Genomic DNA, 12,496 nt, shown 5'->3' with positions numbered 1-12,496 from the left:
CAGAGTACGCAGCGCTCAGGCGGTGCGGCTCTCGGGGGGCGGGGCGGGCTTGCGGCGGGGCGGGAAGACCTCGCCCGGCGTGGGGATGGGGCGGTCCCGCTGCGGGCCCTTGGGCCGCGGTGCCGGCGCGGGCTCCGGTTTGCGCTCCGGCTTCGGCTCCCGCTCGGGCTCCGGCTCCCGCCCGCCGCGGGTGGCCGAGCGGCCGCCTGGCAGCGCGCGCAGCCGGGTCCGTACGGAATGTTCGGCGAGCTGCTCGCAGTGGCGCAGCAGGGCGCTGCGGCGCTCACACTCGGCCTTTCCGCCGGAGCGCGGCAGCGAGCGGAGCGCGGCGAGATCGTCGGGGCCGGGGACATGGCCCACTGCCAGCGCCTCCTTGAGCTGCGCGAGATAGCCGGTGGCCGAGCCGGGCAGGGCGTCGCGGTAGCGGGCGAGGTCGGCGAGGAGGAAGGCGCGCAGCCGGCCGCCTTCGCGGACCGCCTCGTCGACCGCCTCGGCCAGCCGGAGGTATTCCTGGATGTCCTGGGACCACTCGGGCCCGAGGGCGCCGAGCGGGGTGGACGGGGACGTCGTCTTCAGGGCATGGGCGAGGGCGCGACGGAGCACACGCAACTCATCGGCGCTGAACGCCATGCCGCCGCGGGTTCCGTTTGGCATTGGCATGTGGCGACTTTACGACCAATTCCGACAAAAGCCGCTTAATTCGTGATCGGTGGCGCGGCCGCGAGCCGCACCACCGATCATCCGGCCCGGGAATGGCGTCCGCGGGCCGGGCGGTTTCCGCCAGGGAGTGGGCGGCGTTCCCTCAGGAGCGGGCGATATTCCGCTCGTAGACCAGCCGCAGACCGATCAGGGTGAGCCACGGCTCGTGCTCGTCGATCTCCGACGACTCACCGAGCACCATCGGCGCCAGCCCGCCGGTGGCGATCACGGTCACGTCGTCCGGGTCGTCGGCCAGCTCCCGCGCCATGCGCTGGACCACCCCGTCGACCTGGCCGGCGAACCCGTAGAGGATGCCGGACTGCATGGCCTCCACGGTGTTCTTGCCGATGACGCTGCGCGGCCGGGCCAGTTCGATCTTGCGGAGCTGGGCGCCCTTGACGCCCAGCGCGTCCACGGAGATCTCGATGCCCGGGGCGATCACGCCGCCGACGTACTCGCCGCGCGCGCTGACCGCGTCGAAGGTGGTGGCCGTACCGAAGTCGACGACCACCGCGGGACCGCCGTAGAGCTCGACGGCCGCCAGGGCGTTGATGATCCGGTCGGCGCCGACTTCCTTGGGGTTGTCCATGAGGATCGGCACGCCCGTCTTGACGCCCGGCTCCACCAGGACGGCGGGTACGTCGCCGTAGTAGCGGCGGGTGACCTCGCGCAGCTCGTGCAGGACGGAGGGCACCGTCGAACAGATGGAGATGCCCTCGATGCCGTCGCCCAGGTCGTCGCCGAGCAGCGGGTGCATGCCCATCAGGCCCTGGAGGAGGACGGCGAGCTCATCGGCGGTGCGCCGGGCGTCGGTGGAGATCCGCCAGTGCTCGACGATCTCTTCGCCGTCGAACAGGCCGAGGACCGTATGGGTGTTTCCTACGTCGATGGTCAGGAGCATGCTCCGCACCGCCTCCGGTTCACGTCATGCACGCCGGGCTCGCCCGGGGTGGTGGGCGGGGCGACGGGTGGGCCTACGTCGATGGTCAGGAGCATGGCGGTCAGCGGCCCTCACGCACATCGTCGGCTGCGCCCCGGTCGCCCTCGTCCTCGCACAGGTCGAGGCCGATGTCGAGGATCGGGGAGGAGTGGGTGAGCGAGCCCACCGCGAGGTAGTCGACGCCGGTCTCGGCGTAGGCGCGGGCGTTGTCGAGGGTCAGCCGGCCCGACGACTCCAGCATCGCCCGGCCGGCGACCAGGGCCACGGCCTCCCGGGTCTGCTCGAGGGTGAAGTTGTCCAGCAGGATCAGGTCGGCGCCCTCGGCGAGGATCGGCGGGATCTGGTCGAGCCGGTCGACCTCCACCTCGATCGGCACCCCGGGGAACTCGGTCCGTACGGCCGTGAACGCCTCGGCGACGCCGCCCGCCGCGACCACGTGGTTGTCCTTGATCAGCGCCGCGTCGGACAGCGACATCCGGTGGTTGACGCCGCCACCGCAGCGCACCGCGAACTTCTCCAGGGCGCGCAGGCCCGGCGTCGTCTTGCGGGTGTCGCGGACCTTGGCCTTCGTGCCTTCGAGGACGTCCGCCCAGGCGCGGGTCGCGGTCGCGATACCGGACAGCCGGCACAGCAGGTTGAGGGCGCTGCGCTCGGCGGTGAGCAGGTCGCGGGTGCGGGTGGTGACGCTCAGCAGCTTGGTGCCGGCCGCGACCCGGTCGCCGTCCTCGACGTGCCGCTCGACCGCGAACTCCTCGGTGCACACCAGGGACAGCACCGCCTCGGCGACCCGCAGGCCGGCGACCGTACCGGCCTCGCGGGCGGTGAAGTCGCCGGTGGCGACGGCGTCCTCGGGGACGGTCGCCACGGTCGTGACGTCCACGCCCTGGTCGAGGTCCTCCTCAAGGGCGAGATGGGCGATGTCCTCGACCTGGACGGGGTCGAGACCGGCGGCCACCAGGAGCGCGGCCAGGTCGGGGTCGAGACCGCAGCTCAGCGGGTCGAGTTCGAACGAGCCGTCGTCGCCGCAGCCGCAGGCATCGCCGCAGCCACCGGCGGAGGCGCCGCCGGTGGGCCCGCCGATCTGGAGGAGGGGGAGGTCGTCGGGGGTGCTGCTCACGGGGTGGGCTCCGTATTCGGGGAGGTGGGGTGTGCGGTGCGGTCTGTCTTGGCAGGCGGTGGGAGCGGGGGCTACGGGGTGGCCGTCGGCGGGAACTCGGCGGTCTCCGTCGTATGCAGGGTCAGCGCGCGGTCCGCATCCAGGGTGATGCGGAAATGGCGGCGCCAGGAGACATCGTCCCGGTCCGGGTGGTCCTCGCGCCAATGGCAGCCGCGGGTCTCCGACCGGCGCTGCGCCGCGGCGACCAGCACCCGGGCCACGCACAGGAGGTTGGTGGCCTCCCAGGCTTCCACGCCGGGCTCGGGGGCCTTGCGGTCGGCGAAGCCGGGGGTGCTCCTGGTGGCGGCCGCACCGGCCGGTTCGCCGCCGCCCGTGGGGCCGGCCGTCACGGTCGCCTCCCGGTGGAGACGGTCCAGTTCGGCGGCCGCACGGGCGAGGCTCTCCGCGCTGCGCAGCACACCGGCACCGGCGGTCATGATCCGCTGCACGGCCGTACGGGTCTCGGGGGCGAGCAGCGGAAGGGTGGTGCGGGGCGCGGACACGGCGGGCTCGGGCGCGGGGCGCGCGACGTCCGCCGGTGCGCCGTCCGCGCCGTTCGCCGCGGCCTGCGGGGCGGGGGCCGCGGTGATGTCCGCGGCGATCCGCTCCGCGAACACCAGGCCCTCCAGGAGGGAGTTGGAGGCCAGCCGGTTGGCGCCGTGCACGCCGGTGCAGGCGACCTCGCCGCAGGCGTAGAGGCCGGGGACGGTGGTGCGCCCGCGCAGATCGGTGCGGACGCCGCCGGAGGCGTAGTGCGCGGCCGGGGCGACCGGTATCGGCTCGGTGACCGGGTCGATGCCATGGCTGCGGCAGGCGGCGAGGATGGTCGGGAAACGGGTCTCCCACATCTGGGTGCCGAAGTGCCGGCCGTCCAAATACATGTGCGCGACGCCCCGTTCGTGCGCCCGGCGCATGATCTCCTTGGCGACGATGTCGCGCGGGGCCAGCTCGGCGAGTTCATGCCGGCCGACCATGAAGCGGGTGCCGTCGGCGTCGACGAGGTGGGCGCCCTCGCCCCGTACGGCCTCGGAGATCAGCGGCTGCTGGCCTTCCGCTTCCGGCCCCAAATACATGACGGTGGGGTGGAATTGGACGAATTCCAGGTCGGAGACCTCGGCACCGGCGCGCAGCGCCAGGGCCACCCCGTCGCCGGTGGAGACCGCCGGGTTGGTGGTCGCGGAGAACACCTGCCCCATGCCCCCGGTGGCGAGCACCACAGCCGGGGCGTGTACGGCCCCGACCCCGTCGTGCTGGCCCTCCCCCATGACATGCAGGGTGACACCGGCCGTACGGCCCTCGGCGTCCGTGAGCAGGTCGAGGACGAGCGCGTTCTCAATGGTGCGCAGCCCGGCGGCGCGGACCGCCTCGACGAGCGCGCGGGAGATCTCGGCCCCGGTGGCGTCGCCGCCGGCGTGCGCGATACGACGGCGGTGGTGGCCGCCCTCCCGGCCGAGCGCTATCTCGTCGCTGCCCGGTGCGGTGTCGAAGCGGGCGCCGGTGCCGATCAGCCGGTGGACGGCGTCCGGGCCTTCGGTGACCAGGGTGCGTACGGCGGCCTCGTCGCACAGTCCGGCGCCCGCGACGAGGGTGTCGGCCAGATGCTGCTCCGGGGTGTCGCCGTCGCCGAGCGCGGCCGCGATCCCGCCCTGTGCCCAGCGCGTGGAGCCGTCGTCCAGACGGGCCTTGGTCACGACGACGGTCCGGCGGCCGGCCGCGGCGCAGCGCAGCGCGGCGGTCAGCCCGGCCACCCCGGAGCCCACCACGACGACATCCGCCGCGATGGACCAGCCGGGGGCGGGGGCGGCCAGACGTATACCGGTGCCTGCTGCGGGGCCGGGGCCGGTGCCTGTTCCGGTGGCGGTCATCGGGTCGCTCCGAGGGGGCCTTGGGGGGTGGTGGAGGGAGGTGTGGCGGGGGCGTCGGAAGGGGCCGCGTCCGTGCGGGTTCCGTCCTGGTGGGCGGGCGTCGGGCCGGACCGCCCGGCTCCGAAGAGGAGACGGATGTTGTCGATCAGCCGGGTGGTGCCGACCTTGGCGGCGATCGCGAGGATCGCCTCGCCCTGGTAGCTGTCCGGGATCTCGGTGAAGTCGGACGGGTCGACCAGCGCCAGGTAGTCGAGGGTGAGCGGCGGTTCGAGCCGGGCGGCGTCGTCCAGGACTGCCTGGGCGGCGGCACGTGCCACGGACGGGCCGCGCGGGGGCCCCGCGGCGGCGTAGGCGACGGCGTGCGCGTCGGCGGCGGCCCGGTCCTCGCCGAGGGCGGCCAGCGCCGCGGCCCGGTCCTGCGCCGCGTGGCCCGTGGAGGCGGCGCGGGCGCGCAGCGCCTCCTCGGCGGCGAGCCGGTCGCGGGCCGCGAACAGCGCGGCGGACAGCGCGAGCGCGGTGCGCCGCTCCGGGACGGAGAGGTAGCGGTTGCGGCTGGAGAGGGCGAGGCCGTCCTCCTCGCGCACCGTGGGGACGCCGATGATCTCGACGGGGAAGTTGAGGTCGGCGGCCATCCGTGTGATGACGGCGAGCTGCTGGGCGTCCTTCTGCCCGAAGAAGGCGAGGTCCGGCGCGGTCAGATGCAGCAGCTTGGCGACGACGGTCAGCACCCCGTCGAAGTGCCCGGGGCGGCTGGCGCCTTCCAGGAGGGTGCCCATGGGGCCCGCGGCAACCCGGATCTGCGGTTCTCCGCCCGGGTAGACCTCGTCGGCGGACGGGGCGAAGACGACGTCCGCGCCCGCGGCGGCCGCCAGCTCCGTATCGGCGTCCAGGGTGCGCGGATAGCGGTCCAGGTCCTCGCCCGCCCCGAACTGGAGCGGATTGACGAAGACCGTGACGACGACCTGGCCCTGCGGGCCGACCCGGCGGCGGGCGGCGCGGATCAGGGTGGCGTGGCCCTCGTGGAGCGCGCCCATGGTCATGACGACGGCGCGGGCGCCGGTGCCCCGGGGCTGCGCGCGGAGGGCGGCGGCGGTGTGGAGGAGCTGCACGGGCTGGGTGCGGGCCGGCTGGGTGGGGCGGCTCTCGTCCATGGGCTGGTCCGGCTCCTGGTTGACGGGCTCCTGCTGCACGGACATGTCCGGTGCCGGAGTGGCGTCCGGGTGGGGGCCCGGTTCGGGCGGCGGGCTCACGGGCGAGGCGGTCATCGGTCGCCTCCCCCGGGGCCGTGGCCGGGGGCGTCGGGGTCCGGGCCGGGGGCGTCGGGGGCGCCCGGAGTGGTGCCGGGGCCGTCGCCGGAGTCGGCGAGCACTTCGAGCAGGTCCTCGGCCAGCTCCGGCTTCAGCAGACCGTGGGCCAGCGCCCGGTCCGCGGTCGTACGGGCCATCGCGAGATACCCGGCGACGCTCTGCGGTGCGTGCCGGCGCAGCTCGGCGATATGGGCGGCGACGGTGCCGGCGTCGCCCCGGGCGACCGGGCCGGTCAGCGCCGCGTCACCGGACCGGAGCGCGTTGTCCAGGGCGGCGCCGAGCAGTGGTCCCAGCATCCGGTCCGGGGCCTGCACCCCGGCCTCGTGGAGCAGTTCCATCGACTGGGCGACGAGCGTGACCAGGTGATTCGCGCCGATGGCCAGCGCCGCGTGGTAGAGCGGACGGGCGGATTCCGCGATCCACTCGGGCTCCCCGCCCATCTCGATGACCAGCGCCTCGGCCGCCATCCGCAGCTCGTCGGGCGAGGTCACACCGAACGAGCAGCCGGCCAGTCGCTGCACGTCCACGGAGGTGCCGGTGAACGTCATGGCCGGGTGCAGGGCGAGCGGCAGGGCGCCGGCGCGGGTGGCCGGATCCAGGACCGCCGTTCCGAACCGCCCCGAGGTGTGCACCAGCAGCTGGCCGGGCCGTACGGCACCGGTGTCGGCGAGGCCGCTCACCAGGCCGGCCAGGGCGTCGTCGGGGACGGTCAGCAGCACCAGGTCGGCGCGGGCGAGGACCTCGGCCGGGGGGACCAGCGGAACGTCGGGCAGCAGCTCGGCGGCGCGGCGCACGGAGGCGTCGGACACGCCCGACACGGCAACCGGGCGATGCCCTGCGAGCTGAAGCGCAGCGGCCAGGGCGGGCCCGACACGACCCGCACCGACGACCCCGACGGTCAGCCGGGCGGGGCGGTCCTGGGCCTCGAGAGGTGGGAGTGCATTCACGCGGCGATGGCCTTCCGTTCCAGTCCGCGGGGGGTACCGGACGATTCCTCGCCATGCTACGCGAGTGTTTCCGGTGACTTTCAGAGCTGTACGGAAGGTGAGACCGGGGTCTCTCCCGGGAGTTATCCACAGGGGTCGCGGGGCCCTGCGGGGCTGGGCCACCATCGATGCGACGGCACGCGAAGGGCGCGGGGCGACGGCAGGACCGGGGGTGTGAGGCGGATGAGGGAAGCAGGCGGACGCGGCACGGATAGGGGCTCGCGGGCGGCTTTGAGCCGGGCGCCGGGCGGCACGCCGGGTGGCGCTTCGAGCGGGGTGGCGGACGATGCTTCGAGCGGGGTGGCGCGGCAGGGCTCGGGCGGGGTGGCGCGGGAGGGCTCGGGCGGGGGCTCGGCGGGCGGCGGGGTCGGTGCGCCCGGCGGTGCTGCGGCGGCCGGTGGCGCTCGCGTGGGGCGGGAGCGGATGCGCGCGGCGCTCCGCGGCGCGCGGCGGGTGCTGCCGGCCGGCAGCAGGGAGACGGTCCGCGAGCGGCTGGACCGCCTGGTGGCCGAGGCCCCGGCCGCCTACGACCTGGACGACTGGACGGACTTCTACGGCAACGACGACGGCATCATCGGCGAGCTGGAGCGCCGGACCGCCGACGCCCTGGGCACCGAGGCCGCCGTCTTCTTCCCGACCGGCACGATGGCCCAGCAGGTGGCGCTGCGCTGCTGGGCGGGGCGTACGGGCAATGCGACGGTCGCCGGCCATCCGCTGTCGCATATGGAGGTGCACGAGGGCGATGCCTGGGCGGTGGTCAGCGGGCTGCGCATGGTGCATCCGACCCACGCGCCGCGGCCGCCGACCGCCGCGGAGATCTACGACCTGCCGGAGCCATTCGGGTCCCTCGCCCTCGAACTCCCGCTGCGGGAAGCCGGCTTCGTGCTGCCGACGTGGGACGAGCTGACCGCGACGGTGGAGGCCGCGCGGGACCGTGAGGCGGTGGTGCACTTCGACGGCGCGCGCCTGTGGGAGTGCGGTCCGCACTTCGGCCGCCCGCTCCCGGAGATCGCGGCCCTCGCGGACAGCGTGTATGTCTCCTTCTACAAGTCGCTGGGCGGCATATCGGGGGCCGCGCTCGCGGGCACCGAGGACTTCGCCGACGAGGCGCGGGCCTGGCAGCACCGGTACGGCGGCCGGCTGTTCCAGCAGTGGCCGACCGCGCTGGCCGCTCTGGCCGGGCTGGACCGTGAGCTGCCGCGGCTGCCCGAGTACGTGGCCCACGCGAAGGTGGTGGCCCGTGCGCTGGGCGAGGGCCTGGCCGAGGCCGGTGTGCCGTGGTTCCGGGTGCACCCCGGGGTGCCGCACACCCACCAGTTCCAGGTGTGGCTGCCGCACCCGCCCGAGCTGCTGAACGAGGCCGTCGTGCACCAGGCGGAGCAAACCGGCACAGCGCTGTTCAGGGACTGGGCCGAGCCGGGCCCGGCCGGCCCACCCGGGGTGGCGATGACAGAACTCACGGTCGGCGCCGGTGCCCTGGACTGGACGGAGGAGGACATCCGGTCGGCGACCGGGGAGTTCGTGGACTTCGTGCGGCGTGCGGGAGGGAGTGAGGCCGAGGGACGTGGCGAGAGCTGAGGTGGGTGGGTGCGGCTAGGGGTGAGGGAGGTGGGCGTCAGGAGCTGAGGTGGGTGGCCATGGGCCGGGGTGGGCGGGCCCGGAGCTGAGGCGGGTCGCCGGGAGGTGAGCCGGGCCGTCAGGGGACGAGGCGGGTGGCCAGGACCCGAGCCGGAGCGTCAGGAGCTGAGCCGGGGTGTCAGGAGGCGACGCGGGCGGGCGCGCCGTCCCGGGCTCCGGTGGCGTCGGCCTCGCGGCGGAGCAGGGCCGTGACGGTTGAGCGTACGGCGCGGCGGATGCGGGACGGCAGGCGGTCGGCGGGCGCCGTGACGACTGCTCGGAAGTGGTGCCACTGCTGGATCTCGCGGGCGGTGCGGACGGTGTGGGTGCCCGGGGCGGGCGGTGCGGCTTCGCCTCGCTGGGCGGCGCGGTAGAGGTCGAGGAGGTGCTGCTGACCGGCGTTCATGTGCCCCACTGTGCGGCGGTCCGGCCGCTCGGGGCGCGTCGATTGACGAGAGCCGTCAATCGGCGTCCGCGCAGGTGGGGGCCTCGCGCATGATGTGCGCATGGCCAACGTCATCGACATCACCGGGCTGCCGCCGGAGCGGGTCGTCTTCACCCCGTCCCCCTTGGCGGAGCTGGGCGCCGCGCTGCATGCGCTGTCCGAGCCGGGACACCACCCCGGGCTGCACGGCTGGGTCACCGCCACCAACGCGGCGCTGAAGACCGACCTCGCCGACCGGCTGTGCGAGGCGGACATCCTGTGGCGGTCCTCCCGCTCCGACATCCTGCTGCCGGCCCGGCCCGGGGCGACGCTGGCCGAGGACCTGGACGAGCTGGACAAGATCGACGACGAGCGGTTCGTGGCCGCCGCGTTCGAGATCACCTGCTCCCCGCGCTACACCCGCCCCACCCCGTCGCCCCTGGTCGACGCGGGCGAGCGGGCCCGCATACGAGAGATGGCCGCCGCGCGCGGCCCCCGGCAGGCGGCCTTCACCGACCGGATGCTCACCGACCCCGACGGCCTGCGGGTGTGGCTGCGCCGGCTGTTCGAGGACTGCGAGGAGGCGTTCTTCGGGGACATCTGGCGGCGGGTGGGCATCCAGCTGGCGGCCGATGCCCGGCACAAGACCGAGCTGCTGCGCCGCAAGGGCCTGGCCGAGACGCTGTCCGCCACGTCACGGGCGTTGTGGCTGGAGGACGCGCAGGACCGCAGCGGCAGCGGCGGCGGCAGCAGCAATGGCAGCGGCAGCGGCAATGGCAGCACCCGCATCGTCCTCGACAAGCTGGCCCAGGGGCGTACGACGGCGTTCGCGGACCCCGCGGATCCGGGCGTCACCTTCCTGCCGACGTCGTTCGGCTGGCCGCATCTGGTGTTCGCCCATGCCCAGGGCTGGCGCCCGGTGCTCCAGTACCCCGTCGCGAGCCCGGAGTTGCCGGCGCCGGCCGCCCTGGAACTCGTCCAGCAGCGGCTGGAGGCGCTGGGCCACCCGATGCGGATGCAGCTGTGCCGGACGCTGTCGCGGGGGCCGCATTCGACGGGCGAACTGGCGGAGGCGTTCGGCATCACCTCGCCGGAGGTCTCCCGGCATATCGCGACGCTGAAGAAGGCCGGCCTGATCCAGACCCGGCGCCGCGGGCGCTACGTACTCCACCAGCTGGACCTCCAGGTGGTGGCCCGCCTGGGCAGCGACTTCCTTGAGGGCGTGCTTCGCTGAGCCCGACGGCCCCGGCCCCGAAGACACGCCCAGCCACCCACTACCGCCCCGGCCCCCGCACCACCGAGCCCACACCGCTCCCGGCCGCCCCCCACAGCCCAGCCACCCCACGGCCCACGCCCCACCCCGGCGTCAGCCCCCAAGCGAGCCGCCCCCACAAACAGCCCCCTAAGCCCTGAGCCCCTAAGCCCCCGAGCCCCCCGCCCGCACCAGCCCCGTCTCATAGGCCAGTACCACCGCCTGGACCCGGTCGCGGAGGCTCAGCTTGGTGAGGATGCGGCCGACGTGGGTCTTGACCGTGGCCTCGGAGAGCACCAAACGGGCCGCGATCTCGCCGTTCGACAGGCCCTGGGCGACCAGCAGCAGTACCTCCCGCTCGCGGTCGGTCAGCCGGTCCAGTTCGGGGCGGGAGGATTCGCCGGAGGTGGCGGGCAGCATCGGCGTGAAGCGGTCGAGGAGGCGGCGGGTGGTGGACGGCGCGACGACCGCGTCGCCGCTCTCCACCGCCCGGATCGCGGCGAGCAGTTCGCTCGGCGGCACGTCCTTGAGCATGAAGCCGCTGGCCCCGGCCTTCAGCGCGGAGAAGGCGTACTCGTCGAGGTCGAAGGTGGTCAGGATGAGCACCTTCGGGGCGTCCTTCTTCTGCCCGCCCTCACAGATCCGGCGGGTGGCCTCGACCCCGTCCAGATGCGGCATGCGGACGTCCATGAGGATCACGTCGACCTGGACGCCGCGCAGCACCTCCAGGGCCTCCACACCGTTGCCCGCCTCCGCGACGACCTCCATGTCGGGCTGAGCGGCCAGCACCATCCGGAAACCGGTGCGGAGCAGCACCTGGTCGTCGACGAGCATCACGCGGATGGTCATGTGCAAGGGTCCCTTCGGACAGGAGTGGGGCTGAGCGTACGGGGTGGATGCGGGTGGCGGGTGCGCCGGTGGTCCGCACCCAAGGACGCCGTCCCGGCCGCGCCGGTTGGCATCCTCACCGGGCCGATTTCAACGGGAGCACGGCGCTGACCCGGAAGCCGCCGCCCGGCCGGGGCCCCGCGGACAGGGTGCCGCCGACCATGCCGACCCGCTCGCGCATCCCGATGAGGCCATGGCCGAGGCCGTCCGACCCGCCCTCCTCGTAGAGCTCGCGCTGTGCACCGCGTCCGTCGTCCTCGACGAGCAGATCGAGATCGTCGTCCCGGTAGGAGAGCCGGACGGTCGCGCCGACATCGGGGCCGCCGTGTTTGCGGGTGTTGGTGAGCGCTTCCTGGACGATGCGGTACACGGTCAGTTCGACGCTGCTGGGCACCTCGCGGGGTTCGCCCTCCCGCCGGAAGTCGACCGGCAGCCCCGCGCTGCGCACCTGGTCGATGAGCTCGGTGAGCTGCTCGACGCCCGGCTGGGGGACGTATTCGCCGCTCTCGGGCTGTTCGCCGGTGCGGAGGACGCCCAGCAGGCGGCGCATTTCGGCCAGTGCCTGGCGGCCCGTGCCGGAGATCGTTTCCAGGGCCTTCCGGGTCTGTTCGGGCGCGGCGTCGAGCACATAGGCGGCGCCGTCGGCCTGGACGACCATCACCGAGACGTTGTGGGCGACGACATCGTGCAGTTCGCGGGCGATACGGGCGCGCTCGGCCGCGACCGCGATCCGGGCCTGCGCCTCGCGCTCCTTCTCCAGCCGGGCGGCCCGCTCCTCCAGCTGTGCCCAGTAGGCGCGGCGGGTGCGCATCGAGTCGCCGAGCACCCAGGCCAGCACGAAGGGCACGGTGAGCAGCACGGTGACGAACAGGTTCGCCCCCACCCTCTGGCCCTCGGCGAACTCACCGAAGCGCCAGTAGGAGAGCGCGGGGCCGAAGATGGCGCCGACGAGCGCACAGCGGGAGGCCCAGCGGGGGACCGTGGGCCCGGACGCGACGGTGTAGGTGATCACGAACATCGCGGCGTCGCCGGGGTACGTCCCGATGCTGAAGGCCAGTTGGCCGACGCCGATGGCGGCCGTCAGCAGCAGCATCTTCACCGGGGCCTTGCGGCGCAGCGCGACAACGAGGCACAGGCCGATCGTGAAGATCACGGCGATGGGCTGCTCGGCACCGGAGAACCGGAACGCGACCCACAGGCTGGTGAACCCGAAGAGGAGGACGGCCCAGAAGGTGTCCACCCCTGTCGGGTGCCTGCGGAGGAAGTCGTAGAGGCGCTGCACGTAACCCAGCGTAGGCACTCTGGATACGTGTACGAGTCAACCGAGCGAGCGATCCTGGGCGCCGGGCCTACTCCCCAAGG

Annotated in this window: 11 protein-coding genes; 2 read left to right on the top strand and 9 right to left on the bottom strand. The window is 74.1% G+C overall.

What is annotated here, in order from left to right; genetic code table 11:
- Positions 1-15 precede the first annotated feature (15 nt).
- From CP981_RS22170 to CP981_RS22145, 6 genes are all read right to left on the bottom strand, one after another.
- Entirely contained in the window at positions 16-630 is a 615-nt protein-coding gene (locus CP981_RS22170) for a hypothetical protein (RefSeq protein WP_085923349.1), read from the bottom strand.
- Between the two features lie 172 nt (positions 631-802).
- Positions 803-1,600 carry a type III pantothenate kinase gene (locus CP981_RS22165; RefSeq protein ID WP_042150267.1) on the bottom strand — a complete coding sequence of 266 codons (798 nt, stop codon included), beginning with the start codon at positions 1,598-1,600 and terminating at the stop codon, positions 803-805.
- Positions 1,601-1,700: 100 nt separating this feature from the next.
- The gene (nadC, locus tag CP981_RS22160; protein ID WP_085923348.1) at positions 1,701-2,756 is read right to left on the bottom strand and encodes a carboxylating nicotinate-nucleotide diphosphorylase; all 1,056 of its coding nucleotides are present in this window, start codon (positions 2,754-2,756) and stop codon (positions 1,701-1,703) included.
- A gap of 71 nt (positions 2,757-2,827) precedes the next feature.
- A complete protein-coding gene (locus CP981_RS22155; protein WP_085923347.1) occupies positions 2,828-4,660 on the bottom strand; it encodes an L-aspartate oxidase in 1,833 nt (610 codons plus the stop codon).
- The gene (panC, locus tag CP981_RS22150; protein ID WP_244330063.1) at positions 4,657-5,811 is read right to left on the bottom strand and encodes a pantoate--beta-alanine ligase; all 1,155 of its coding nucleotides are present in this window, start codon (positions 5,809-5,811) and stop codon (positions 4,657-4,659) included. Before panC ends, CP981_RS22155 begins: the two co-directional genes overlap by 4 nt.
- A 110-nt stretch (positions 5,812-5,921) precedes the next feature.
- Positions 5,922-6,914: a Rossmann-like and DUF2520 domain-containing protein gene (locus tag CP981_RS22145; protein WP_085923345.1), complete on the bottom strand. Its 993-nt coding sequence runs from the start codon at positions 6,912-6,914 to the stop codon at positions 5,922-5,924.
- Between the two features lie 462 nt (positions 6,915-7,376).
- Here CP981_RS22145 and CP981_RS22135 point away from each other — a divergent pair, with 462 nt between their 5' ends.
- A complete protein-coding gene (locus CP981_RS22135) occupies positions 7,377-8,531 on the top strand; it encodes a threonine aldolase family protein (protein ID WP_085923344.1) in 1,155 nt (384 codons plus the stop codon).
- Between the two features lie 178 nt (positions 8,532-8,709).
- Here CP981_RS22135 and CP981_RS22130 read toward each other — a convergent pair whose 3' ends face one another.
- Positions 8,710-8,976 carry a hypothetical protein gene (locus CP981_RS22130; protein WP_244329744.1) on the bottom strand — a complete coding sequence of 89 codons (267 nt, stop codon included), beginning with the start codon at positions 8,974-8,976 and terminating at the stop codon, positions 8,710-8,712.
- 100 nt (positions 8,977-9,076) lie between these two features.
- On the opposite strand from CP981_RS22130, the gene CP981_RS22125 reads away from it, so the two are divergent.
- Entirely contained in the window at positions 9,077-10,228 is a 1,152-nt protein-coding gene (locus tag CP981_RS22125) for a DUF5937 family protein (RefSeq protein ID WP_085923343.1), read from the top strand.
- Between the two features lie 183 nt (positions 10,229-10,411).
- Here CP981_RS22125 and CP981_RS22120 read toward each other — a convergent pair whose 3' ends face one another.
- Both CP981_RS22120 and CP981_RS22115 read right to left on the bottom strand, forming a co-directional pair.
- On the bottom strand, positions 10,412-11,095 hold the full coding sequence (locus tag CP981_RS22120) for a response regulator (protein WP_085923342.1): 684 nt from the start codon (positions 11,093-11,095) through the stop codon (positions 10,412-10,414).
- Between the two features lie 115 nt (positions 11,096-11,210).
- Positions 11,211-12,416, bottom strand: coding sequence for a sensor histidine kinase (locus CP981_RS22115; RefSeq protein ID WP_085923372.1), 1,206 nt, complete (start codon positions 12,414-12,416; stop codon positions 11,211-11,213).
- Positions 12,417-12,496: the final 80 nt, after the last annotated feature.

Origin of the sequence: Streptomyces platensis (genome assembly GCF_008704855.1) — a bacterium.
Classification (GTDB): Bacteria; Actinomycetota; Actinomycetes; order Streptomycetales; family Streptomycetaceae; genus Streptomyces; species Streptomyces platensis.
This window is presented reverse-complemented; position numbering and strand designations above follow the sequence as displayed.